Origin of the sequence: Agrobacterium pusense (assembly GCF_900102105.1) — a bacterium.
Taxonomy (GTDB): domain Bacteria; phylum Pseudomonadota; class Alphaproteobacteria; order Rhizobiales; family Rhizobiaceae; genus Agrobacterium; species Agrobacterium pusense.
This window is the reverse complement of record NZ_FNBB01000007.1, coordinates 23,889-46,874: the sequence shown is the minus strand read 5'-3', so window position 1 is coordinate 46,874 and position 22,986 is coordinate 23,889. Positions and strand designations below refer to the sequence as shown.

The following is a 22,986-nucleotide window of genomic DNA, read 5'->3' as shown; positions in this document are numbered from 1 at the left end:
AGAGACAGCATGAGAGTCATCATTTGCGGCGCAGGGCAGGTGGGTTACGGCATCGCCGAACAATTGTCGCGCGAGGACAACGAAGTATCCGTCATCGATACCGCCGCGTCCTTGATAACCGCCATCACAGAGACGCTTGATGTCCGCGGTTACGTCGGCCACGGCGCGCATCCGGACATGCTGGCCAAGGCCGGAGCGGACCAGGCGGACATGATCATCGCCGTGACGCTGCATGACGAAATCAACATCGTCGCCTGCGAGGTTGCGCATGCCTTGTTCAGCGTGCCGACCAAGATCGCCCGCATCCGCGACCAGAGCTATCTTAAGCCTGAATATGCCGATCTCTTCAGCCGCGAAAACATGTCCATCGACGTGACGATCTCGCCGGAAGTTGAAGTCGGCAAGATGGTTTTGCGGCGCATCGCCTTTCCGGGCGCGACCGACGTGGTGCGTTTCGCGGACGACACGGTCTACATGCTGGCCATCGAATGTATGGAGGATTGCCCGGTCATCAATACGCCGTTGCAGCAACTCTCCAGCCTCTTTCCAGACCTCATCGCGACGGTTGTGGGTGTCTACCGGGATGGTTTCCTCAAGGTGGCGCATTCTTCCGAACAATTGCGGGTCGGCGACCTTGCCTACGTCATCTGCCAGCGGCAACACGCCCGCCGCACGCTCAGCCTGTTCGGTCACGAAGAGCAGGAGGCGCAGCGCATCGTTATTGCGGGCGCGGGCAATATCGGCCACTTCGTTGCCAGCAAGATCGAGGAGTTGCAGCCAAAGACGCGGGTGAAAATTATCGAAGCGGATCGCGACAGGGCGGTTGCCGCATCGGAACAGCTCAGCCACACCATCGTCATGCATGGTTCAGCGCTGGACCAGAAAACTCTCATGCAGGCCGACATTCAGGACGCGGACCTGATCGTCACCCTGACCAATAACGACCAGACCAATATCCTGGCTGCGGTCATGGCCAAGCAACTCGGCTGCAAGTCGAACCTCGCGCTTTTGAACAGTTCCTCCTTTCACGAGGTTGCCGACTCGCTCGGACTTGACGCCTATATCAATCCGAGGGCGGTCACCATTTCCCGCGTTCTCCAGCATGTGCGCAAGGGTCGTATTCGTTCCGTCTATGCCGTGCAGCGCGGTTCGGCAGAGGTGATCGAGGCGGAGGCGCTGGAAACGTCACCGCTTGTCGGCCAGTCCTTTCGTGACGTTGAAATGCCCGAAGGCGTCCGTATCGGCGCGATATATCGCGATGGCGTGGTCATCCGGCCGGACGGGAGCACCAAGATCAAGGCGAAAGACCGTGTCGTACTGTTCGCCTCCGCCGACGCGGTGCGGGACGTGGAACAGCTTTTCCGCGTTTCGATACAATATTTCTGACTGTTTCGACGGCAGAAAACGGGTCAATACTCGTACCCATTCGACTGTTTTCGCCGTTGCCGAACAAGACACGATTTGATACCAGAGTTTGAGGTCGGCCAAACGGGGGACGAGATTTGGCCGGCTTATTATTGATTGATTATTTTCCGGTATCCCTGCCGGCAAAAAAGAAAGAAGCGGCGCCATGGCGGAACGTTCTCAAAACCTTCAAGATCTTTTCCTCAACACCGTACGCAAGAAAAAGATTTCACTGACGATCTTCCTGATCAACGGTGTGAAGCTCACGGGCGTGATAACGTCCTTCGATAATTTCTGCGTTCTGCTGCGCCGGGACGGTCATTCGCAGCTGGTTTACAAGCATGCGATCTCGACCATCATGCCCGGACAGCCGCTGGAACTCGAAATCGAAGAAGGTCCGGACCGCTCGCAGAACCTTCAGGATCTGTTCCTCAGCACGGTTCGCAAGAAGAACATTGCGCTGACGATCTTCCTGATCAACGGTGTCAAGCTCACGGGCGTGGTCACGGCTTTCGACAATTTCTGCGAGCTTCTGCGTCGCGACGATCACGCACAGCTTGTCTACAAGCACGCTATTTCGACCATCATGCCGGGTCAGCCGATGCAGATGTTCGAAAACGAAGAAGGCGCTGCACGCGAGGCGTCCTGACCTTCTCTTCTTAATGGACCAACCGCACCGGGAACTTATTTGCCGCTGGGCGGTTGCTTCCTATTGACGTCCGCGCCGGCGCGGACGAATTCCAACCGTCTTTCCCGATGAGGACTGCCATTTCGACCCGCGACACCTCGAACGAATCGATCATTCCCGAGCAGGAAAAACACCGCGACGACATGCGCGCCGTGGTTCTTGTGCCGGTCCTGAAGCAGCGCGACACCCGCGACGCGGCTGCATCACCTGCCGCTGCTGGCCGCTCGGTCGAGGCGAAGCTTGAGGAAGCGAAGGGGCTGGCGCTCGCCATCGATCTCGAGGTGACCCAGGGGCTCATCGTCGCGGTCAACCAGCCACGCCCGGCGACATTGTTCGGCACCGGCAAGATCGAGGAAATCGGTCATCTTCTGGATGAAACCAATTCCGGCCTGGTCATTGTCGACCATCCGCTGACGCCGGTACAGCAGCGCAATCTCGAAAAGCATTGGAATGCCAAGGTTATCGACCGAACGGGCCTGATCCTGGAAATCTTCGGGCGCCGAGCCTCCACCAAGGAGGGTACGCTGCAGGTCGATCTTGCGCATCTCAACTATCAGAAGGGTCGCCTCGTTCGAAGCTGGACCCACCTTGAACGCCAGCGCGGTGGCGCGGGCTTCATGGGCGGCCCCGGTGAAACGCAGATCGAGGCTGACCGGCGCCTGCTTCAGGAACGCATTGTCAAGCTTGAGCGGGAACTGGAGCAGGTGGTGCGAACCCGCCAGCTTCATCGCGCCAAGCGCCGCAAAGTGCCGCATCCGATCGTGGCGCTGGTCGGGTATACCAATGCCGGCAAGTCGACGCTGTTCAACCGCATTACCGGTGCGGGCGTTCTGGCCGAGGACATGCTGTTCGCCACACTCGATCCGACATTGCGGCGCATGAAACTGCCGCACGGCCGCACGGTGATCCTGTCCGATACGGTCGGTTTCATTTCGGATCTGCCGACACATCTGGTCGCGGCTTTCCGTGCGACGCTGGAAGAAGTGCTGGAAGCCGATCTCATCCTGCATGTCCGCGATATGTCCGATCCGGACAATGCCGCGCAGTCGGCGGATGTGCTGCGCATTCTCGGCGATCTCGGCATTGACGAAAAGGAAGCCGAGCACCGTATCATCGAGGTCTGGAACAAGGTTGACCGCCTCGATCCGGAAGCCCACGACGCCATCATGCAAAGAGCCGAAGGCAGCGCCAATATTCGTGCTGTCTCTGCGATCACCGGCGAGGGCGTCGATGCCCTGATGGACGAGATTTCGAAACGCCTCTCCGGTGTTCTGACGGAGACGACCGTGGTCCTGTCCGTTGAACAATTGCCGCTGATTTCCTGGGTCTACAGCAATTCCATCGTCGACGGGCGGGAAGATCACGAGGATGGTTCGGTTGCCCTCGATGTTCGCCTTTCCGAAGCGCAGGCCGCAGAGCTGGAACGCAAGCTCGGGAAGACGACCACACGCGAGCGGGAGGACTGGGAACGCTGAGCGCTCCCGGCCGCCCCTTATTCCAAGTCATTCTTCCGCGCAAAGCCGAGAGTTGACGTTTGCCGAAACGTCTTACGCCGCAGACCAGACCGCCAGTTCATATCCATCGGGATCGGTAAAATGGAACCGGCGTCCGCCGGGAAAGGCGAAGATTGCGACGGTTATCTCGCCACCCGCCGCCGCCACCTGCCGCTGGGCATCGTCAATATCAGCCGCATAGAGAATAACCAGCGGTCCACCCTTCGCGGAAACCGGCGCCGTGGTGGTAAAACCGCCGGTCAGGCGGCCGTCGGAAAATTCGCAATATTGCGGACCGTAATCCTTGAAAGACCAGCCGAAAGCGCCGCCGTAAAAGGCTTTGCTGCGCTCAATATCGCTCACGTTGAATTCGACATAGTCGATTCGCCGGTCGTTGCCATTTTCCGTCATCATTTACTCCATCACGTCTCTTCGAGCAGCGCCTTCAAGGCTTCGAGATCGGCTGTGACAGCCCTCGCATCCCCGTTGAAATCCTCGTCCGTCATCCCCTCAAGACGAAGCAGCGTGAAACTAACCTCGGCGCCACTGCCGTTCGGGGTCACCCTGAGCGCGTTATAAACCTTCAGGCCATCGGGCAAGGTGACGACGTGATCCACGACCCCGAATTCGTTTGCTGGCGCAAAATTCACCCTGACCTCGCCGAGTGGTCCGCCTTCGGCGATCCAGTCTTGGCCATCCGGCCTGAGGCCACCTGCCAGTCCGGCAGCCCAGCGAGCCATGTTGTTCGGATCGGAAACGAAGTCATAGACGTGACTCCACGGCTTCTCGATAGACAGATGAATGATTCTCGACTGCATGACAGACATTTCATCCTCCTCTTGCGGCACGCTCCTCTTGCTGCGCCACTTTGTCGTCATTTGATGCAAGTCAAGGATGTTTCACCGCAGAGATGGGAGAAAGCAAGGAGATAAAAACCGGACTCCTATCATGAACATCTATCGCGCCGGACAGGAACGCCAGAAGCAGCCCTTTGAAAGGCTGGACGCGGAGGCCGTCAATTCCGCAAAAACGCGCAAACCGCTTTACGAAGCACGCAGGAAGATTTTTCCCAAGCGCGCGGAAGGTCGGTTCCGGCGGTTCAAATGGCTTGTCATGCTCGTCACGCTCGGCATTTATTATCTCACGCCGTTCCTGCGTTGGGACCGTGGCCCCTATGCGCCCGATCAGGCGGTATTGATCGATATCGCCAATCGACGCTTTTATTTCTTTTTCATCGAAATCTGGCCGCAGGAATTTTTCTTCGTCGCGGGATTGCTGGTCATGGCGGGGTTGGGGCTGTTTCTCATCACCTCCGCCGTGGGACGTGCATGGTGCGGTTATACCTGTCCCCAGACAGTGTGGGTGGACCTGTTTCTCGTCGTCGAACGGGCGATCGAGGGTGACCGAAATGCACGCATGAAGCTGGACGCCGCGCCCGTTACAGTCGGCAAATTCCGCAAGCGAGTGTTGAAGCACGCGATCTGGCTGGTGATTGGCACCCTGACCGGCGGCGCCTGGATTTTCTACTTCGCCGATGCGCCGACGCTGGCGCGGGAATTCGTCACCGGCCAGGCGCCCATGATTGCCTATTCGACCGTCGCCATCCTCACCGCCACGACCTATGTCTTTGGCGGGTTGATGCGGGAACAGGTCTGCACCTACATGTGCCCTTGGCCACGCATTCAGGCGGCGATGCTGGATGAGAATTCGCTTGTCGTCACCTATAACGACTGGCGCGGCGAGCCACGCTCACGGCACGCCAAAAAGGCCGCCGCAGCGGGGGAGAGCGTCGGCGATTGCGTCGATTGCAACGCTTGCGTGGCGGTCTGTCCCATGGGCATCGACATCAGGGACGGGCAGCAGCTGGAATGCATCACCTGCGCGCTCTGCATCGATGCCTGCGACGGGGTGATGGACAAGATCGGCAAGCCGCGTGGCCTGATCGCCTATGCCACGCTTGCCGAGTATCAATCCAACATGGCGCTCGCGACCGGCAACGGTCAGCACGCAATCCGCCCAGCCAACGTGCGTGAGGAAGACGGCAAGTTCAGCAAGCGCGTGCGCCACTTCAACTGGCGCATCATCTTCCGTCCGCGCACGCTGCTTTATACTGCCATCTGGGCGGCTGTCGGCATCGGCATGCTGTTTGCGCTGGTGACGCGCGAGCGGCTGGCGCTCAATGTTCTGCACGACCGCAATCCGCAATATGTGCTGGAATCGAACGGATCCATCCGCAACGGCTACACCGTGCGCATCCTCAACATGGTGCCGCAGCCGCGCACAATGAGCCTGACCATCAATGGCCTTCCTGATGCCGTGATGAAGATAAACGGTATGCCCGATGCGGCCGCGCGTGCCTTTGAGGTGACGGTGGAGCCGGATGAAGCGACGACGCTGAAGGTCTTCGTCACCCGGCCGGGCGGGCGCGTCGCTCGGGCCGCGGAAAATTTCGAGTTTATCGTCAGCGATACGGGCGGCCATGAGACGGCCCGCTATGACGCTGTTTTCAACGTTCCGGGAGCGACAAAATGACCGTGAACAATCGTCACACGTCCGGTTTCACTTTTACCGGCTGGCATATGCTGGGCGTCATGCTGCTGTTTTTCGGCACCGTCATCACCGTCAACATGGTGATGGCCTGGAACGCGGTCAACAGCTGGAGCGGGCTTGTCGTGCCGAATACCTATGTAGCCAGCCAGCAGTTCAACGCGAAGGCGGAAGCAGCCAAGGCGAGGGCGGCGACCGGCATCAAGGGTAAACTTGCGGTGGACGAAAGGACGGTCCGCTACGAGGTCTTTCATCCCGATACCGGCCCGGTCGATACCGATCAGGTGATCGCGCATTTTCGCCGGCCCGTCGGGGAGCGCCAGAATTTCGACATGGAGCTGACCCCGGTTGCCAAAGGGGTCTTTACCGGCCCGCATGACATGCTGCCGGGTCAGTGGATCGTAGAAATTACAGCCGTCAAGAACGGCCGGATCATCGTGCACGAGGGCACGCGGATCGCCGTTGTCAGGGGGCGCCAATGAGCTGTTGTGCACCGGGGACAGAAGGATCGCTGCAACTTGCCGATCCGGTCAATCCACCGTCGTCAGAGGAGCTGATGCTGGCAAGCCGTGATCTCGGGCAGGGTCTCCGCCAGACCGATCTCAGCGTGCCGGATGTTTATTGCGGCGCCTGCATCACCACCGTGGAGAGCGCGCTCGGCCGCTTGCCGCAGGTGGAGCGGGCGCGGTTGAACCTTTCGTCCAAGCGTATTGCGATTGTCTGGAGAGAAGAGGTCGAGGGTGTCAGGACCGATCCCGCCGACCTTGCCCGCACCATTCTGGCGACGGGATACCGCACGCATCTTTTCGCCAGTGGTCAGGACGCTTCCGACGCGTTGCGTTCGCAGCTGATCAGGGCGGTTGCGCTATGCGGCTTTGCCTCGGCCAATATCATGCTGTTGTCCGTTTCCGTCTGGTCCGGCGCGGATGCGGCGACGCGCGACATGTTTCACTGGATTTCGGCGATGATCGCCGCCCCGGCGCTGATCTACGGTGGGCGTTTCTTTTATCAGTCGGCCTGGAGCGCGCTGAAACACGGCCGCACAAACATGGACGTGCCGATCGCACTGGCCATCACGCTGTCCTATGCCGTTTCGCTGTGGGAGACGATCCACCACGGTGAACATGCCTGGTTCGATGCGACGGTGTCGCTGCTGTTCTTCCTGCTGATCGGCCGCACGCTCGATCATATCATGCGCGACAAGGCTCGTTCGGCGATTGCCGGGCTCGCCCGGCTTTCGCCACGGGGCGCGACCGTCCTCGGTGAGAACGGAACACGCGAATACCGCCCGCTTGCTGATATCGAGCCGGGAATGTCGATTGCGATAGCGGCAGGAGACCGTGTGGCGGTGGACGCGGTGGTCGAGAGTGGCAGCAGCGATCTCGACATGTCGATCGTCAATGGTGAAAGCGCGCCACGGCGTGTTGCGGCGGGTGACAGCCTGCAGGCGGGTACGCTGAACCTTACCGGTTCGCTGGTGGCCCGGGTGACCGCCTCGGCCAGGGATTCATTCCTGTCGGAGGTCATCAGTCTGATGGAGGCGGCCGAAGGTGGGCGAGCGCGTTACCGCCGTATTGCCGACCGGGCCGCAAGCTATTATTCGCCCGTCGTCCATCTTCTGGCGCTTGTGTCGTTTCTCGGATGGGGTTTCTTCGGTGGCGACTGGAAGCAGGCGATGCTGATCGCCATCGCGGTTCTCATCATCACCTGCCCCTGCGCGCTCGGCCTTGCCGTTCCCGTCGTGCAGGTGGTGGCCGCGGGAAGGCTTTTCCGGCACGGGATCATGGTCAAGGAAGGGTCGGCCATGGAGCGACTGGCGGAGATCGATACCGTACTGTTCGACAAGACCGGCACATTGACCATCGGCAGGCCGCGACTGGTCGAGACGGGCGAGGTAAAGCCCGCCACCATGGCAATTGCGGCAGGACTTGCTGCCCATTCCCGCCACCCCCTCTCAAAAGCTCTGCATGCCGCCTACAGCGGCCCTTTGCCGGCGTATGAGACGGTGCATGAAATCCCGGGTTCGGGCGTCGAGGCGAAGACTGGTGTGGGAACCTATCGGCTCGGTAACCGCCGTTTCGCGTGCCCGGATGATGAGGGTGCCGACAACGGCAATGCGCGGTCGGAGGTGGTGTTGTCACTCGATGGCCGCCTTCTGGCGAGCTTCGGTTTCGATGACAATCCGCGCGCAGGTGCGGCTGCGGCATTGCGCAGCCTGTCGGTGCGGGGTTTGGCTCAGGAAATCGTTTCGGGTGACCGGGCAGCAGCTGTCAGCGCCATGGCCGACCGGCTGGGGATCGCCAACTGGAGCGCGGACCTGTCGCCGAAGGACAAGGCGGCGCGTTGCGCCTCGCTTACCGGGGAAGGGCACAAAGTCCTGATGGTGGGAGACGGTATCAACGATGCGCCGGCGCTCGCCGCCGCACATGTTTCGATGGCGCCCGCCACCGCGGCCGATATCGGCCGGCAGGCCGCCGATTTTGTTTTCATGCAGGAGGACCTCGATGCCGTGCCTTTCGCGATCGAGACGTCGCAGCAGGCCGGAAAGCTCATCCGGCAGAACTTCGCGCTTGCCATCGGCTATAATATCATTGCCGTGCCGATCGCGATTGCTGGTTATGCGACGCCGATGATCGCGGCTATCGCCATGTCGACATCGTCGCTGATCGTCGTCGCCAACGCATTGCGCCTCGCCGGATCGGTTGAATCCGCCGGTCGTCGGAATGAACCAGAGACCGGGTTTGCGGGCGAGGGGGCGCAACTGACATGAACATGCTGATCTATCTCATTCCCGTTGCGCTGCTATTAGGTGCACTCGGACTTTTTGCCTTCCTCTGGTCCGTGCGTTCGGGCCAGTATGAGGACATGGATGGGGCCGCCTGGCGGGCACTGGACGATGGTGATAACCGGCCGCGATCCTCGATTTCGAATAGGCCGTGACCTGCCGCAAATATGCAAAGCTGATTTGCGTCATCAAAATTTAATCGTTTCAGTCGCGCCCAGCCTTGCCGTTTGGTGATTACAGTGCCACAACACGACCACCAAAAAGCAAGATGGAGGCACATCCGTGGAACAGGCAGAAATCGGTTTGATCGGTCTCGGCGTCATGGGCTCTAACCTGGCGCTCAACATCGCCGAAAAGGGCAACAAGATCGCCGTATTCAACCGAACCCCTGAAGCGACGAGAAAATTCTACGCTGAAGCCGGCGAGTTGCAGGGACAATTGATCCCTTGCGAAACCATCGAGGAATTCGTTGCCGCCATTCGTCCTCCGCGCCCGATCATCATCATGATCAAGGCTGGCGATCCGGTCGACCAGCAGATGGAAATCCTGAAGCCGCACCTTTCGAACGGCGACATCATGATCGACGCGGGCAATGCGAATTTCCGCGACACGATCCGCCGTTTCGACAATCTGAAGGACAGCGGCCTCACCTTTATCGGCATGGGCGTTTCGGGTGGCGAAGAAGGCGCGCGTCATGGACCGTCCATCATGGTTGGCGGCACCGAGGACAGCTGGAAGCGCGTCGAGAAAGTGCTCACCTCCATCTCCGCCAAATATAATGACGATCCGTGCGTGGCATGGCTCGGCAATGATGGTGCTGGCCACTTCGTCAAGACCATCCATAATGGCATCGAATATGCCGACATGCAGATGATCGCGGAAATCTACGGCATCCTGCGTGACGGTCTGAAGATGAGCGCTGCCGAAATCGCCGATGTGTTCGGTGAATGGAACAAGGGCCGTCTTAATTCCTACCTGATCGAAATCACCGAAAAGGTTCTGCGCGCCGCCGATCCGATCACCGGCAAACCGATGGTCGATCTGATCCTCGACAAGGCCGGCCAGAAGGGCACGGGCAAGTGGTCCGTCATCGAGGCGCAGAACATGGGCGTCGCCGCAACCGCCATCGAAGCGGCCGTGGCTGCCCGTATTCTCTCCTCGCAGAAGGATGAGCGCGAAGCTGCCGAGAAGATCTTCGGCCTTCCGGCCCTTGCAGCCGCACCGGCCGACAGGAAGGCCTTCATCGCCGATCTGGAAAGCGCGCTTCTGGCCGCCAAGGTCGGTGCCTATGCGCAGGGCTTCGCCATCATGTCGGCCGCTTCGAAGGAGTTCAACTGGAACCTGCCGATGCCGACGATTGCCCGCATCTGGCGCGCCGGCTGCATCATCCGCTCGGAGTTCCTCGATGAAATCACCTCGGCCTTTACCAAGGATCCGCATGTGGCCAACCTCATCGTGACGCCGGCTTTCTCCGCTATCGTCAAGGAAACCGATGCGCCGCTACGCCGCGTCGTTTCTTACGCTGCCCTGTCGGGCCTGCCGGTTTCGGCGCTGGCCTCTGCACTCGGCTATTTCGATGCCTATCGTCGCGGCCGCGGCAGCGCCAACCTTATCCAGGCGCAGCGCGACTTCTTCGGCGCCCATGGCTTCGAACGCACCGACGGCGTGGACAAGCCGCATGGCCCGTGGGGCAGCGGCGCCGATATTTTCTGATCGGCCATTGGATAAAGATAAAGGCCCGCGCAAGCGGGCCTTTTTCATTTCACCGGTGCTTGGAATTAGCGAGCGGCGGCAAGGCCGACGATCAGGCCGCTGACGGCATTGATGAGCAGGAACTGGTTGTCAACGCGCACCCAGCGCTGGTCGCGGCGCGGTTCGGCCAGGCGGTAACGGCGATAATCGCGACGATCGACGAAATGACGACGCTCTGCTGGCGAGAGGCGCTGACCACGATCCCAACGGTGCTTCTTGACGATGACCTTTTTCGTGACATGACGCTCGACGGTGACGCCGCGGTGGCGATCATCGTGACGGCCCTGCGCCTGAGCCATCGGGGCCGCGAGAACGGTTGCAGCCAGAAGAATGGTGACGAACTTTTTCATGGAAGTTTCCTCTCGTGTTTCAATGAGGAGAACTTACGAATAAACGAATGAACGGAAACTGAATTTAAAATTACAATTATGTAATGGTTGTTAAGGCTTAGAGGCGGAAGTTAATCTTTTGTTTTGAAGTTTCTTGACACGGTGGGACCGCCCGGAATAACCGGGCGGTCTCTCCTCGGTCAGACGCGTTCGGCAGATTTTGCCCAGAGGTTGATATCCGCGTCCTTGGCGTAGCGGTCGATTTCAGCGAGTTCTTCGGTCGTGAAATCCGGTTTGTCCAGCGCTTTCACACAGTCTTCAACCTGCTCGACGCGGCTGGCGCCGATCAGCGCCGAGGTGATACGACCGCCGCGCAGCACCCAGGCGATGGCCATCTGCGCCAGTGTCTGGCCACGCCGCTCGGCGATGCCGTTCAGCGCCCGGATATTCTCGACATTACGTTCGTTGAGGAAAGCCGGGTTGAGCGACTTGCTCTGCGATGCGCGGCTGCCATCAGGCACGCCGCCGAGATATTTCGTCGTCAGCATGCCCTGCGCCAGCGGCGAGAAGACGATGGAGCCAATGCCTAGTTCCTCCAGCGTATCAACGAGACCATCTTCTTCAATCCAGCGGTTGATCATCGAATAGCTCGGCTGGTGGATGATGCAGGGCGTACCGAGGTGCTTCAGGATCGCGGCGGCCTCGCGGGTGCGCTTCGAATTGTAGGAAGAGATGCCGACATAAAGCGCCTTGCCCGAACGCACGATCTGATCGAGCGCACCACAGGTTTCCTCAAGCGGCGTGTTGGGATCGAAACGGTGAGAATAAAAGATGTCGACGTAATCCAGCCCCATGCGTTTCAGGCTCTGGTCGCAGGAGGCGATAAGATATTTGCGGCTGCCCCATTCGCCGTAAGGGCCTGGCCACATGTTGTAACCCGCCTTGGAGGAGATGATCATCTCGTCACGATAACCCCGGAAATCCGTCCTCAGGATTTCGCCGAAGGCGGTCTCGGCGCTGCCGGGCGGCGGGCCATAATTGTTGGCGAGGTCGAAATGGGTAATGCCGAGATCGAAGGCACGGCGGCAGATGGCCTGTTTCGTCTGATGCGGCGTATCGTTGCCGAAATTATGCCAGAGTCCCAGCGAGATCGCCGGCAGTTTCAGTCCGGTCTTTCCGCAATGATTATATTTCATGGACGTGTAACGGTTTTCGGCCGGTTGCCAAACCATGGGTCTTCCTCCACTTGCTGATGATCGGCTGCCGAAGAACCCGGCAACCATTTGAACTGATGAGGGCAGGCCGCGACGCCTGTCTTCCCGAACAGGATGGTTATGCCTTTCTCCGCGTCGTTTCAATGCGGGGACTGGCAGCCATGAAGATCGAAGACACGGAAGTGCGGCTGTCCGCCGCCCGCTTTCGGGGTGAAGATGATACGCCGCGTTTCGCCGGCGGCGAGATCGAAAAGGTTGTCGGAATAACGCCCGGGCTGATCTGCCTCCAGCATGACGAAGAGCGCAAGCCCGCTTGCGGTGACATCTATTTCGAACTGCCCGTTTTTCAGCGAGCTGGTGGTGAATGTCAGACCGGCGGGCAGAAGTTCCAGCGCTTTATAGGTGTCGCGCACATGGTGGCCTTCGCCGGTCATGCCGTTGGAGGCGATGAAGCTCCAGGCAAGGATGGTGCCGTCAGGCAGGCTGCTCATGTCGATGTCGGTCAGCGTAGCGGCCTTGTCGGTCGTGCAGGTGCCGTTGGCGGATTTCAACGGCACTCGGTTGCCGTCCATGGTCAGGGCAACGATATTCATGTCGATCTCGACGTCTTCCGCCGTGTCGTTCACCATGGAGAAGTTTATTCGGCGTCCATCCTCCGCGGGAATAGCCGAAACCGTGACAGGCTGGAAGAAGCGGCGAGCGGCATAATGCAGCGCCTTCCAGCCGCCGCCATAATCGAGGCTTGACCACGAGGCGACCGGCCAGGTGTCGTTCAGCTGCCAGTATAGCGTTCCCATGCAATGCGGCTTCAGCGAGCGCCAGTAATCGACGGCCGTGCGGATAGCCAATGCCTGCTGGACCTGGCTCAGATAAACGAAATTCTCGAAGTCCTTTGGGAAGCGGAAGTAGCGGAACATCGTACCGGCGATCCGCTCGTTGCCGCCGGCATTTTTCTGGTGCAGTTCGATGACGGGGGAGGCGATGTTCATGTCCCTGTCTTCCGCATAGGTGCGGATGACCGGCATGGAGGTGTAGGACTGGAAACCGAATTCCGAGCAGAAACGCGGCTTCACCGAACGGTAATTGTCGAATGATTTGTTCTCGTGCCACACGGACCAGTAATGCATGTCGCCGGAACCATCCGCGTGCCAGGCATCGCCATAATCGAGATAACCGGAGGCGGGGCTTGATGGCCACCACAGTGCTTCGGGCGCGGCCTTTTTCAGGGCCTTTTCAATGGTGCGGTTCAGTCGGTCATAAGCCACAAGGTATCGGTCGCGATTGTTGCGGGACTCATCGAACCAGGTCAGTGCACCCACCAGCTCGTTATCGCCGCACCAGAGCGCGATGGAAGGATGCGAGGAGAGGCGTTTCGCCTGATAATCAACCTCATGTTCGACATTATCGAGAAAATCCTCGCTGCAGGGATAAAGATTGCAGGCGAACATGAAGTCCTGCCACACCAGCAGGCCAAGACGGTCGCAGAGATCGTAGAACCAGTCTTCCTCATAAAATCCGCCGCCCCAGACCCGGATCATGTTCATGTTAGCCTCGACCGCGGAGCAGAGGAGGTCTTCGGTCTTTTCCCGGCTGGTGAGCGAATAGAGCGCATCTGCGGGAATCCAGTTGGCACCGCGGCAGAAGATTTCCCGGCCGTTGATGCGGAACGCGAAGCGGCTGCCAGCCTCATCCTTATCGGTCAGAAGCTCGATGGTCCTGAAGCCGATCTGCCGGGTCACAGTCTCATCGGGCAGCTCCACCATCAGCGTGTAGAGCGTCTGCTCGCCACTGCCGGCAGGCCACCAGAGCTCCGGATTTTCCACGAAGAAGACGTGACGCACCACGGTTTCGCCTGCGCCGACGCCGCAATCGAGCCTCAGCCTTTCATCGTTGAGAGACAGATAAACCGGCAGGCTTGCCGGTCCCTCGGCAAAGAGGGTGACGGCCACATGCAGCTCGACGCCGCCGTCGATATGGCGCTGTGAGGTAACGACATGCTCGATCCGGGCCGTATCGAGCCGTTTCAGCAGGATTTTGCCGTAAAGCCCGAGTGGCGCAATCGCGATGTTCCAGTCCCAGCCGAAATGGCATTGCGGCTTGCGCAGCATATTGCCATTGGCGATAGGCGAATTCCCCGGGTGATAGGGTATATAAAACGGCTGGCGCGCCTGCCGCTCCGCCCCGGCGGTTATATTGGAGTGAAAATGGATGCGAATGGTGTTTTCACCGGGGCGCACTGCACGGGAAACATCAGGGCGGTAGCGACGGAAGCAATTGTCCGCGCTGAGCACCGGAACGTCGTTCACGAAGACAATCGCGACGGTGTCGAGATAGTCGATGTCGAGATACCAGCTTGCGTCCGCCTCATCGAGGATGAACGTTCGCTCAAGAACCCAGTCCTGTCGGGCCACCCATTGCACGGCCTTTTCATTGGCTCCGTGGTAGGGATCTGGAATGATGCCCGCATCTTTGAGTGCCGTATGGATATCCCCAGGGACGGTAAGCTCGGTCGTATGATCTCTGTCCACTGATGTCAGGCGCCAGAGCCCTGCCAGATCGATGACGGTTTCGGGCGTGGAGGAAGAAATCATGACGGGACCCTGCATTTATGAATTCAAATAAGGAAGCCGGCATTGTGATGCAGGCTTGTGTCAGAATCTGGGGAGGATGGACGCCGCAAGTGGCTAAAGCCCGCTTGCTCGGTCTCATGACACCCTCCCTTCGGCAACGTTACCGTAAAACCTCCATTCCGTCATGTCTTTCAGGTACAACATATTTCAGGAAAAATCTCCGGAACGGCTCATCAATCGCGGCCGGATGGATCGGTCTAGACAATATTTTATATTTATATTTTATATCAATAAGTTATTATGATTTTTCAATGTTTTTGATCAAATCATATATTGGCTACGCCGCCATCACGGGCGGGCCAGAGAAAAGCGCAGTAAGAACCGGACATTTTTTCGAGCTACATCGTTATAGCCCGAACTAGGGCCCCCGCGCGGAAAGCGGACCCCGGTTGAGGACCTTTGCCTTTGCAACGACGTAAAAGCTATCTATGATCACCGTTCGGTCAAGCATGGCGAAATGACATGAACGATACTGGTAAATCCGGCGGGAGCGAAGCGCCCGTGACGACGGGCGAGCGCCCGACCCTGAAGACCATCGCTTACATGACGGGCCTCGGCATCACCACCGTTTCGCGCGCTCTCAAGGATGCGCCTGATATCGGCGCGGAGACCAAGGAGCGCGTGCGGCTGATTGCCCGCCAGATCGGCTATCAGCCAAACCGCGCCGGCGTGCGCCTTCGCACCGGCAAGACCAATGTGATTGCCCTCGTTCTCAGCGTCGATGAAGAGCTGATGGGTTTTACCAGCCAGATGGTGTTCGGCATCACCGAGGTTCTGTCCTCGACCCAATATCATCTGGTCGTAACGCCCCATATCCACGCCAAGGATTCCATGGTGCCGATCCGCTACATTCTCGAAACGGGGTCGGCGGATGGCGTCATCATTTCTAAGATCGAACCCAACGATCCGCGAGTCCGTTTCATGACGGAGCGCAAGATGCCCTTCGTCACCCATGGACGTTCGGACATGGGCATCGACCATGCCTTTCATGATTTTGACAATGAAGCCTATGCCTACGAAGCGGTCGAGCGATTGGCTCAATGCGGACGCAGGAAGATCGCCGTCATCGTGCCGCCGTCACGTTTTTCGTTTCACGACCACGCTCGCAAGGGGTTTAATCGGGCAATCAGGGATTTCGGCCTTACCGAATTTCCGTTGGACACCGTTACAATTGAAACGCCGCTGGAAAAAATCCGCGATTTCGGTCAGAGGCTCATGCAGTCCGATGATCGTCCCGATGGCATCGTTTCGATCAGTGGCAGCAGCACCATAGCGCTGGTGGCCGGGTTCGAGGCCGCGGGCGTGAAAATCGGAAAGGACATCGACATCGTCTCGAAACAGTCCGCCGAATTCCTGAACTGGATCAAGCCGCAGATCCATACCGTCAATGAAGATATCAAACTGGCGGGCAGGGAGCTTGCGAAAGCCCTTTTGGCCCGCATCAACGGCGCGCCCGCGGAAACTCTGCAGAGTATCAGCCGCCCGGTCTGGTCCTCCATGGCGCCGAAGCCTTAAGGCACACGCAAGACCGAGCCGGCATGGCGCATTGGCCATGCCGGGCTTGATGAGGTGCCCATCAGGACAAACAGTTCTTCAGCGACCCGGCGATACCGCGCATCAGCTTGAAGTAAAGCTCCGGGCCTGGCTCCAGCGTTGCCGCTTCCGGATCAAGCGTAGCCGATTTCGCTGCCGCGCCTTCGGTGATGACCGAGACCAGCTTAGGCTCGAATTGCGGTTCGGCAAAAACGCAGGTCGCGCCGAGCTGGCGAACCTTTTCTTGCATCTGTTTGACGCGATCCGCGCCCGGCAGGGTTTCGGGGCTGACGGTGATCGACCCCGCCGTCTTCACGCCATAGCGATGTTCGAAATATTGGTAGGCGTCGTGGAAGACAATAAACGGCTTGTCCTTCACCGGCTGAACCGTTTTGGCCAGTTCGGCGTCAAGTGTATCGAGATCATCGATCAGCTTCTTTGTGTTGGACTGATAGATCGCGGCATTGCCGGGATCGGCCGCGATCAGCGCGGTTTCGATTGCCTGGGCCATGGCCTTGGCATTGGCGGGGTCAAGCCAGAGATGTGTGTCATAGGTGCCATGCTCATGGTCATCGTGGCTCTCACCGTCGTGACCGGCGTGACCGCCTCCGTCATGCTCGTGACCATGCTCGTGCGCGTCCGGCTTTTCGGCATGACCGTCATTCGCCTCATGGCCTTCTTCGCCATGATCATGCGCTTCAAAGGGCCCCCCTTCACGGAAGGGCAGCTTTTCCAGCCCCTTGGCATCTTCCAGTTCCACAACAGTCGCCTTGGCGGCCAGCGCTTCCAGCGGCTTCTCCAGAAATGCTTCCAGTCCGGGACCCACCCAGAAAACCACATCCGCCGTTTCGAGCTTGCGTGCATTCGACGGACGGAGATTATAGGTATGCGGCGAGGCCGCGCCGTCGACGATGAGCTGTGGTTCCCCGACACCTTGCATGATGGCCGCAACGAGGGAGTGGACGGGCTTGATCGACACGACGACCTCGGGTGCAGCGGTGGCGCCCGAAGCGGCGACCGCGATTGCCATGGACGCCGCGAGCGGGATCAGGATCGATTTCATGAAATGCACTCCACTTGAAGAATGTTAGTTATGTTATTACATTTATTGCGTAACTCTATAACGTATGCGATAGCGGTAAGCAACATCGCCAAACGGACAATCCCATGCTTCATTCCGCCCATCCGGGTAACGACATACTGGTCTCCCTTGCCAATGCCGGCGTCCAGCGCAACGGCCGCTGGCTGGTGCGCGGCGTGGAGTTTTCCGTCAGCAAGGGCGAGATCGTCACACTGATTGGGCCGAACGGATCAGGCAAGTCCACGAGCGCGAAAATGGCGATTGGTGTCGTCAAACCAACCGAGGGGGTGGTTACCCGCAAGGCTGGTCTGAAAGTGGGTTATGTGCCGCAGAAGCTCTCTGTCGACTGGACAATGCCGCTTTCGGTGCGCCGACTGATGACACTGACAGGACCGCTCGCCGCCCGCGAAATAGACGCCGCGCTGAATGCGACCGGTATCGCGCATCTTGCCAATGCCGAGGTGCAGCATCTGTCCGGTGGCGAGTTCCAACGCGCGCTTCTTGCCCGCGCCATTGCCCGCAAGCCAGACCTTCTGGTTCTTGACGAACCCGTGCAGGGGGTGGACTTCTCCGGCGAGATCGCGCTTTATGATCTGATAAAAAATATCAGAAATTCAAATAATTGCGGAATTCTGTTAATCTCGCATGATCTGCATGTAGTGATGGCGGAAACCGATACGGTGATATGCCTCAACGGCCATGTCTGCTGCCGCGGCACACCGCAGGCGGTGAGCCAGAGTCCGGAATATATGCGCTTGTTTGGCGGCGCGGCGGCGAAGGGGCTGGCCGTCTACAGTCACCATCATGATCACACCCATTTGCCGGATGGCCGGGTGCAACATGCGGATGGCACGGTCACGGACCATTGCCACCCCGAGGATGGTCACCATCACGGGCATGATCTTCATCATGACCACGGGCACCGCCACGATGATCATGGAGAATGCGGCTGCGGCCATGAACGTGACGACGACGCCCACCTTAACCAGCGGCAGGGAGAACGCCATGTTTGACGATTTCTTCGTCCGCGCCATGGTCGCCGGCATTGGGGTTGCATTGACAGCCGGTCCGCTTGGCTGCTTTGTCGTCTGGCGGCGCATGGCCTATTTTGGCGATACCATGGCCCATTCGGCGCTTCTGGGTGTTGCCCTGTCTCTGCTGCTGCAGCTGAACCTCATTGTCAGCGTGTTTCTGGTCGCGTCGGCCGTGTCGCTCCTTTTGATTTTCCTGCAACGGCGGCAGGCGCTGTCCGCCGATGCGCTGCTGGGCATCCTGTCCCACTCCGCATTGGCGATCGGCCTTGTCATCGTTGCCTTCATGAGCTGGGTCCGCATCGATCTCGTCTCGTTCCTGTTCGGCGACATTCTCGCCGTCACCCGCAGCGATATTGCACTGATCTGGGGCGGCGGACTGGTTGTCATCGTCTCCATGGTGTTCCTGTGGCGATCGCTGCTTGCCTCCACCGTCAATACGGAGCTGGCCGAAGCCGAGGGGCTGAAACCGGAACGGGCGAAATTGATCTTCACGTTGCTGATGGCGCTGGTGATCGCCATCGCGATGAAGGTGGTCGGTATCATGCTCATCACATCGCTGCTCATCATACCGGCTGCGACCGCCAGACGTTTCTCCGCTACACCGGAGGTAATGGCGGTGGTGGCTTCGCTGATCGGTGCGGTTGCCGTTGTTGGCGGCCTCTTCGGATCGCTCACCTATGATACACCGTCCGGTCCATCCATCGTGGTTGCCGCGGTGATCCTCTTCGTTATAAGCCTGTTGCCGGCGCCGGGTTTGTCCCGCTCCGCGGATGAAGGAGGCAAGTCATGAATGCGCAGACCCAGCAGAACCTCACCAAGAACCAGTCGCTGGTCATGAACGCCCTTTCAAACGCGCATCAGCCGCTCAGCGCCTATATGATCCTCGACAAGTTGCGCGATGATGGTTTCCGCGCGCCGCTGCAGGTCTATCGGGCGCTGGAAAAACTGGTGGAATATGGCCTTGTGCACCGGCTGGAGAGCCTTAACGCCTTCGTCGCCTGCACCCATACCCAGGCGGAGTGCTGCTCCAGTCACCATGGCACCGTCGCCTTCGCCATCTGCGAGTCCTGCGGGCAGGTCACGGAATTCCACGATCACGAGATCGATCACCGGCTGGAGCGCTGGGTGAAGGACAGCAAGTTCAAAGCGGAAAAGACCACCATCGAAATCCGCGGTCTTTGCGCCGCGTGCTCGGCCTGACGGACGATAGATGGAATGGGTATTGTTGCCCGCTCCCGATCACCTTTCGATGATCGCCAGATCCTTCGAGAAACGCTTCCAGTTTTCGACGTATTTTTCCGCTGAGCGGCGAATCCCCGCCACGGCGTCGTCATCAAGCGTGCGGATAGCGCGCGCGGGCGAGCCGACGACCAGGGAATTATCCGGAAATTCCTTCCCCTCCGTCACCAGGGCATTGGCGCCGACGAGGCAGTTTCGGCCGATCTTTGCGCCGTTCAGGATCGTCGCGCCCATGCCGATCAACGAATTATCGCCGATGGTACAGCCATGCACGATAGCGTGGTGGCCAATGGTGCACATTTCGCCGATCGTTGCGGCAAAGCCGGGATCGCTGTGAACCATCACGCCTTCCTGAATATTGGTGCCGCGCCCGACGATGATCGGCTCATTGTCTCCACGCAGCGTTGCACCGAACCAAATGCCGACGTCTTCGCCGAGCGTGACTGAGCCAATGACATTGGCGTCGGGAGCGATCCAGTAGCGATCCGCTGCAGGCGTTTGCGGCACACGGTCGGCAAGGCGGTAAAGCGGCATGTCGATGTCCTCCCTTATGTTCGTGCGTCAGACGACCGTCACCGACAGTGTGCCGACACCCTCGACGCCGCATTCTATGCGGTCACCGCGAACGATTGGACCAACGCCAGCCGGCGTGCCGGTCATGATGATGTCGCCAGCGGCAAGGGTGAACAGCTTGGAAAGCTCTGCAATCACTTCCGGCACCTTCCAGATCATCTGGGCGAGATCGCCCGTCTGCTTGCGTTCGCCATTGACGTCGAGCCAGATCGCGCCGGTTGCGGGATGCCCGATCCTGTCCGCTGGGACGATGTGGGACACCGGCGCGGAATATTCGAAGGCCTTCGCGCCCTCCCAGGAACGTCCCATCTTCTTCAGCCCGTCCTGCAGGTCGCGGCGTGTCATGTCGATACCGACGGCGTAACCCCAGACATGGTTCAGCGCTTCCGACGTCGGAATATCCGCTCCGCCGCTTTTCAGCACCACGACGCACTCAACTTCGTAATGCACATTCGATGAGAGCGACGGATAGGGAAAATCCTGTCCTGCGGGCAGCAGGTTGTCCGGGTTCTTCTGAAAATAGAAGGGCGGCTCGCGCGAGGGGTCGTGGCCCATCTCAATGGCGTGATCGGCATAATTGCGGCCGACACAATAGACCCGCCGTACAGGGAACAGATCGCTCGTGCCTTCGACGGGCAGGAGAACGGGCTTCGAGGCGGGGATGACGGTAGCGGCCATGTGGATTTCCTGTCGTCTTTTAGGGTGCAATTCTTGTCCCGCGATTCCGGCGCGATTTCCAGTTCAAAATTGCCTCGCCTGCAAAACTGGCTTTTTACAGTCCTTTGCTGTAGAAGCCGGCGCAAAGAGGTTAATCCATGTACAGACAAGCGCTTGCAAGCGGCGAAAAAATCTTCGCCGTGGCCCCCATGATCGACTGGACCGATACGAGGTGCAGGTTTCTGCACCGGCAATTGTCGAAGCGTGCGCTGCTTTACACCGAAATGATCGTTGCCGACGCCATCATCCATGGCCAGCGTGACAGGCTGCTCGGTTATCACCCTCAAGAACACCCCGTCGCGTTGCAGCTCGGCGGGTCTGATCCGGCCAAGCTTGCCGAAGCGGTGCGGATCGCCGGGGACTACGGTTATGATGAAATCAATCTGAATGTTGGCTGTCCCTCGGATCGGGTGCAATCCGGCACCTTCGGCGCTTGCCTGATGCGCGAGCCTGATGTGGTGGCGCAATGTGTGGCCGCAATGAAGGCTGCCGCTAGTGTGCCGGTTACCGTGAAATGCCGGATCGGGGTGGATGAGCAGGAGCCGGAAGCGGTTCTGCCTGATTTTCTGAAGAGGGTTGTTGCGGCGGGCGCGGACGCGGTCTGGGTTCACGCGCGCAAAGCCTGGCTGCAGGGGCTTTCGCCAAAGGAAAACCGCGAAGTGCCGCCGCTCGATTATGACCTCGTCTATCGCATGAAGCGGGAAAATCCTGACGTCTTTATCGGCATCAACGGCGGCATCGCCGATCTCGATCAGGCGAGCGGACATCTCCAGCATATGGATGGCGTGATGCTCGGCCGGGCCGCCTATCACAACACCTCCATCCTTGCCGACGTCGACCATCGCATCTATGGCGAGGAGGCCCGCCACCCGGACTGGATGGCGCTGCGTGACGCGATGATGGCCTATGCCGCCGATTATATCGCCGCGGGCGGACGTCTCAACCACGTCACCCGCCATATGGTCGGACTGTTTCAGGGCATGCCCGGCGCGCGCCGTTTCCGGCAAATCCTCTCCAGCGATGCCACGAGGCCCGGGGCAGGGCCGGAGGTCATCGAGGCCGCTTTCGCCAGCATCGATGTCAGCACCACGAAAGACATGGCGGGCTGAAAGCGCTCAGACCGCCTTTTGCAGTTCCTGCGCACCATTAGGCGCGTTGACCTTGCCGCCGGTAATGAAGAAAGCGAAAACGTCGCGTGGGGTCTTCTCAACCTTCCGATCCGGCGCGATCAGCGGCAGATCGTCCGGCACACCGCCACTGGCATAGGTCTTTACCCGCTCAGCCCAGTGCGTGATCTCTTTTTTCGGATAGCAGGTCTCGATGTCGTCCTCGCCCTTCTGCAGGCGGCAATAAACGAAATCGGCCGTTACGTCAGGCAGCATCGGATAATCGTGATGGTCAGCGCAGACGACTGCGACCTTGTGCCTGGCAAGAAGTTCGATGAATTCCGGAACCTGAAATGTCGGGTTGCGCACCTCCACGACATGGCGAAGAGTGAGCCCGTCCTGCTTTTCGGGCAGCAGCGCCAGAAATGTACCGAAATCCTCCGCGTCGAATTTTTTCGTGGGCGCAAACTGCCAGAGGATGGGACCGAGATGGGACCCGAGTTCCGTCAACCCCTGCGTCAGGAACTTCGTCATCGACTCACCTGCCTCGGCCAGAACCCTGCGGTTGGTGACAAAGCGGCTTGCCTTTAGCGAAAACACGAAATCCTCGGGCACTTCGGATGCCCATTTCGCAAAGGTCTCCGGTTTCTGGCTGCTGTAATAGGTGCCGTTCACCTCGATTGCCGTGAGCTGCCGGCTGGCGTGTTCCAGCTGGCGTTTTTTCGGCAGTTTTTCGGGATAAAAAGTGCCTTCCCAGGGCTCGAAGGTCCAGCCGCCGATACCGGTGCGGATCGTGCCTGATGTCGACATATCTAGTTCCTCCTCCGGCCTTCGGCCTTTCGAACCTTTGCGACGAAAGCT

At 59.2% G+C, this 22,986-nt stretch carries 22 protein-coding genes and 1 pseudogene; 14 read left to right on the top strand and 9 right to left on the bottom strand.

What is annotated here, in order from left to right:
- Window positions 1-9: 9 nt before the first annotated feature.
- The 4 genes and pseudogenes from trkA to hflX all read left to right on the top strand — a co-directional run bounded on the left by trkA (window position 10) and on the right by hflX (window position 3,567).
- A complete protein-coding gene (gene trkA / locus BLU28_RS16295) occupies window positions 10-1,386 on the top strand; it encodes a Trk system potassium transporter TrkA (protein WP_077987100.1) in 1,377 nt (458 codons plus the stop codon).
- Between the two features lie 184 nt (window positions 1,387-1,570).
- Window positions 1,571-1,786, top strand: a pseudogene (hfq, locus tag BLU28_RS26930) (RNA chaperone Hfq); the annotation flags it as partial.
- Entirely contained in the window at window positions 1,763-2,053 is a 291-nt protein-coding gene (hfq, locus tag BLU28_RS26925; RefSeq protein WP_197483846.1) for an RNA chaperone Hfq, read from the top strand. The pseudogene hfq (BLU28_RS26930) and the gene hfq (BLU28_RS26925), both read left to right, overlap by 24 nt.
- Window positions 2,054-2,160: 107 nt before the next feature.
- On the top strand, window positions 2,161-3,567 hold the full coding sequence (hflX, locus tag BLU28_RS16285; RefSeq protein ID WP_175477704.1) for a GTPase HflX: 1,407 nt from the start codon (window positions 2,161-2,163) through the stop codon (window positions 3,565-3,567).
- Window positions 3,568-3,639: 72 nt separating this feature from the next.
- On the opposite strand, the gene BLU28_RS16280 is transcribed toward hflX, so the two are convergent.
- Together BLU28_RS16280 and BLU28_RS16275 are read right to left on the bottom strand one after the other, a co-directional pair.
- Entirely contained in the window at window positions 3,640-3,996 is a 357-nt protein-coding gene (locus tag BLU28_RS16280; protein WP_004441672.1) for a VOC family protein, read from the bottom strand.
- A gap of 11 nt (window positions 3,997-4,007) precedes the next feature.
- Entirely contained in the window at window positions 4,008-4,412 is a 405-nt protein-coding gene (locus BLU28_RS16275) for an SRPBCC family protein (protein ID WP_035208858.1), read from the bottom strand.
- 121 nt (window positions 4,413-4,533) lie between these two features.
- On the opposite strand from BLU28_RS16275, the gene ccoG reads away from it, so the two are divergent.
- From ccoG to gndA, 5 genes are all read left to right on the top strand, one after another.
- Complete coding sequence (ccoG, locus tag BLU28_RS16270) at window positions 4,534-6,117, top strand: cytochrome c oxidase accessory protein CcoG (RefSeq protein ID WP_077987101.1); 1,584 nt, start codon at window positions 4,534-4,536, stop codon at window positions 6,115-6,117.
- Window positions 6,114-6,614, top strand: a complete 501-nt coding sequence (locus tag BLU28_RS16265; protein WP_004441680.1) for a FixH family protein — start codon at window positions 6,114-6,116, stop codon at window positions 6,612-6,614. Before ccoG ends, BLU28_RS16265 begins: the two co-directional genes overlap by 4 nt.
- Window positions 6,611-8,902, top strand: a complete 2,292-nt coding sequence (locus tag BLU28_RS16260) for a cation-translocating P-type ATPase (RefSeq protein WP_077987102.1) — start codon at window positions 6,611-6,613, stop codon at window positions 8,900-8,902. The genes BLU28_RS16265 and BLU28_RS16260 overlap by 4 nt, the downstream gene beginning before the upstream one ends.
- Window positions 8,899-9,072, top strand: coding sequence for a cbb3-type cytochrome oxidase assembly protein CcoS (gene ccoS / locus BLU28_RS16255; RefSeq protein ID WP_037089176.1), 174 nt, complete (start codon window positions 8,899-8,901; stop codon window positions 9,070-9,072). The genes BLU28_RS16260 and ccoS overlap by 4 nt, the downstream gene beginning before the upstream one ends.
- A 127-nt stretch (window positions 9,073-9,199) precedes the next feature.
- Window positions 9,200-10,630 carry an NADP-dependent phosphogluconate dehydrogenase gene (gene gndA, locus BLU28_RS16250; RefSeq protein ID WP_006697538.1) on the top strand — a complete coding sequence of 477 codons (1,431 nt, stop codon included), beginning with the start codon at window positions 9,200-9,202 and terminating at the stop codon, window positions 10,628-10,630.
- Window positions 10,631-10,695: 65 nt separating this feature from the next.
- Here the strand turns inward: gndA and BLU28_RS16245 are convergent, their stop codons facing one another.
- The 3 genes from BLU28_RS16245 to BLU28_RS16235 form a co-directional block, all read right to left on the bottom strand.
- On the bottom strand, window positions 10,696-11,019 hold the full coding sequence (locus BLU28_RS16245) for an RcnB family protein (RefSeq protein ID WP_004441687.1): 324 nt from the start codon (window positions 11,017-11,019) through the stop codon (window positions 10,696-10,698).
- Between the two features lie 179 nt (window positions 11,020-11,198).
- A complete protein-coding gene (gene mgrA, locus BLU28_RS16240) occupies window positions 11,199-12,230 on the bottom strand; it encodes an L-glyceraldehyde 3-phosphate reductase (protein ID WP_077987103.1) in 1,032 nt (343 codons plus the stop codon).
- A gap of 122 nt (window positions 12,231-12,352) precedes the next feature.
- Entirely contained in the window at window positions 12,353-14,818 is a 2,466-nt protein-coding gene (locus BLU28_RS16235; RefSeq protein ID WP_168247123.1) for a beta-mannosidase, read from the bottom strand.
- 486 nt (window positions 14,819-15,304) lie between these two features.
- Between BLU28_RS16235 and BLU28_RS16230 the strand changes: the two genes are divergently transcribed.
- Complete coding sequence (locus BLU28_RS16230; RefSeq protein WP_034495714.1) at window positions 15,305-16,357, top strand: LacI family transcriptional regulator; 1,053 nt, start codon at window positions 15,305-15,307, stop codon at window positions 16,355-16,357.
- A gap of 61 nt (window positions 16,358-16,418) precedes the next feature.
- Here the strand turns inward: BLU28_RS16230 and znuA are convergent, their stop codons facing one another.
- Window positions 16,419-17,438, bottom strand: a complete 1,020-nt coding sequence (znuA, locus tag BLU28_RS16225; protein ID WP_077987104.1) for a zinc ABC transporter substrate-binding protein ZnuA — start codon at window positions 17,436-17,438, stop codon at window positions 16,419-16,421.
- 104 nt (window positions 17,439-17,542) lie between these two features.
- On the opposite strand from znuA, the gene znuC reads away from it, so the two are divergent.
- From znuC to zur, 3 genes are read left to right on the top strand one after another with little or no spacing between them, the layout of a single operon-like run.
- Window positions 17,543-18,469: a zinc ABC transporter ATP-binding protein ZnuC gene (gene znuC, locus BLU28_RS16220; protein ID WP_077987105.1), complete on the top strand. Its 927-nt coding sequence runs from the start codon at window positions 17,543-17,545 to the stop codon at window positions 18,467-18,469.
- Entirely contained in the window at window positions 18,462-19,280 is an 819-nt protein-coding gene (gene znuB, locus BLU28_RS16215; protein WP_004441703.1) for a zinc ABC transporter permease subunit ZnuB, read from the top strand. The genes znuC and znuB overlap by 8 nt, the downstream gene beginning before the upstream one ends.
- Entirely contained in the window at window positions 19,277-19,690 is a 414-nt protein-coding gene (gene zur / locus BLU28_RS16210; protein ID WP_004441705.1) for a zinc uptake transcriptional repressor Zur, read from the top strand. Before znuB ends, zur begins: the two co-directional genes overlap by 4 nt.
- A 39-nt stretch (window positions 19,691-19,729) precedes the next feature.
- Here zur and BLU28_RS16205 read toward each other — a convergent pair whose 3' ends face one another.
- Window positions 19,730-20,263 carry a gamma carbonic anhydrase family protein gene (locus BLU28_RS16205; RefSeq protein WP_037089188.1) on the bottom strand — a complete coding sequence of 178 codons (534 nt, stop codon included), beginning with the start codon at window positions 20,261-20,263 and terminating at the stop codon, window positions 19,730-19,732.
- Between the two features lie 27 nt (window positions 20,264-20,290).
- On the bottom strand, window positions 20,291-20,980 hold the full coding sequence (locus BLU28_RS16200; protein WP_037089190.1) for a fumarylacetoacetate hydrolase family protein: 690 nt from the start codon (window positions 20,978-20,980) through the stop codon (window positions 20,291-20,293).
- A 137-nt stretch (window positions 20,981-21,117) separates the two neighbouring features.
- Here BLU28_RS16200 and dusA point away from each other — a divergent pair, with 137 nt between their 5' ends.
- The gene (dusA, locus tag BLU28_RS16195) at window positions 21,118-22,128 is read left to right on the top strand and encodes a tRNA dihydrouridine(20/20a) synthase DusA (protein WP_077987106.1); all 1,011 of its coding nucleotides are present in this window, start codon (window positions 21,118-21,120) and stop codon (window positions 22,126-22,128) included.
- Between the two features lie 6 nt (window positions 22,129-22,134).
- On the opposite strand, the gene BLU28_RS16190 is transcribed toward dusA, so the two are convergent.
- Window positions 22,135-22,935: a DUF72 domain-containing protein gene (locus BLU28_RS16190; RefSeq protein ID WP_077987107.1), complete on the bottom strand. Its 801-nt coding sequence runs from the start codon at window positions 22,933-22,935 to the stop codon at window positions 22,135-22,137.
- Window positions 22,936-22,986: the final 51 nt, after the last annotated feature.

Bases quoted from the DNA above. Each gene is read 5' to 3' on its own strand.
- BLU28_RS16260 (WP_077987102.1), top strand. From the start codon at position 6,611: ATGAGCTGTTGTGCACCGGGGACAGAAGGATCGCTGCAACTTGCCGAT.
- znuA (WP_077987104.1), bottom strand. From the start codon at position 17,438: ATGAAATCGATCCTGATCCCGCTCGCGGCGTCCATGGCAATCGCGGTC.
- trkA (WP_077987100.1), top strand. From the start codon at position 10: ATGAGAGTCATCATTTGCGGCGCAGGGCAGGTGGGTTACGGCATCGCC.
- dusA (WP_077987106.1), top strand. From the start codon at position 21,118: ATGTACAGACAAGCGCTTGCAAGCGGCGAAAAAATCTTCGCCGTGGCC.
- hfq (WP_197483846.1), top strand. From the start codon at position 1,763: ATGCCCGGACAGCCGCTGGAACTCGAAATCGAAGAAGGTCCGGACCGC.
- BLU28_RS16200 (WP_037089190.1), bottom strand. From the start codon at position 20,980: ATGGCCGCTACCGTCATCCCCGCCTCGAAGCCCGTTCTCCTGCCCGTC.
- BLU28_RS16275 (WP_035208858.1), bottom strand. From the start codon at position 4,412: ATGTCTGTCATGCAGTCGAGAATCATTCATCTGTCTATCGAGAAGCCG.
- BLU28_RS16190 (WP_077987107.1), bottom strand. From the start codon at position 22,935: ATGTCGACATCAGGCACGATCCGCACCGGTATCGGCGGCTGGACCTTC.
- mgrA (WP_077987103.1), bottom strand. From the start codon at position 12,230: ATGGTTTGGCAACCGGCCGAAAACCGTTACACGTCCATGAAATATAAT.
- hflX (WP_175477704.1), top strand. From the start codon at position 2,161: ATGAGGACTGCCATTTCGACCCGCGACACCTCGAACGAATCGATCATT.
- BLU28_RS16230 (WP_034495714.1), top strand. From the start codon at position 15,305: ATGAACGATACTGGTAAATCCGGCGGGAGCGAAGCGCCCGTGACGACG.
- zur (WP_004441705.1), top strand. From the start codon at position 19,277: ATGAATGCGCAGACCCAGCAGAACCTCACCAAGAACCAGTCGCTGGTC.
- znuB (WP_004441703.1), top strand. From the start codon at position 18,462: ATGTTTGACGATTTCTTCGTCCGCGCCATGGTCGCCGGCATTGGGGTT.
- BLU28_RS16265 (WP_004441680.1), top strand. From the start codon at position 6,114: ATGACCGTGAACAATCGTCACACGTCCGGTTTCACTTTTACCGGCTGG.
- BLU28_RS16235 (WP_168247123.1), bottom strand. From the start codon at position 14,818: ATGCAGGGTCCCGTCATGATTTCTTCCTCCACGCCCGAAACCGTCATC.
- znuC (WP_077987105.1), top strand. From the start codon at position 17,543: ATGCTTCATTCCGCCCATCCGGGTAACGACATACTGGTCTCCCTTGCC.
- BLU28_RS16245 (WP_004441687.1), bottom strand. From the start codon at position 11,019: ATGAAAAAGTTCGTCACCATTCTTCTGGCTGCAACCGTTCTCGCGGCC.
- BLU28_RS16205 (WP_037089188.1), bottom strand. From the start codon at position 20,263: ATGCCGCTTTACCGCCTTGCCGACCGTGTGCCGCAAACGCCTGCAGCG.
- BLU28_RS16280 (WP_004441672.1), bottom strand. From the start codon at position 3,996: ATGACGGAAAATGGCAACGACCGGCGAATCGACTATGTCGAATTCAAC.
- ccoS (WP_037089176.1), top strand. From the start codon at position 8,899: ATGAACATGCTGATCTATCTCATTCCCGTTGCGCTGCTATTAGGTGCA.
- ccoG (WP_077987101.1), top strand. From the start codon at position 4,534: ATGAACATCTATCGCGCCGGACAGGAACGCCAGAAGCAGCCCTTTGAA.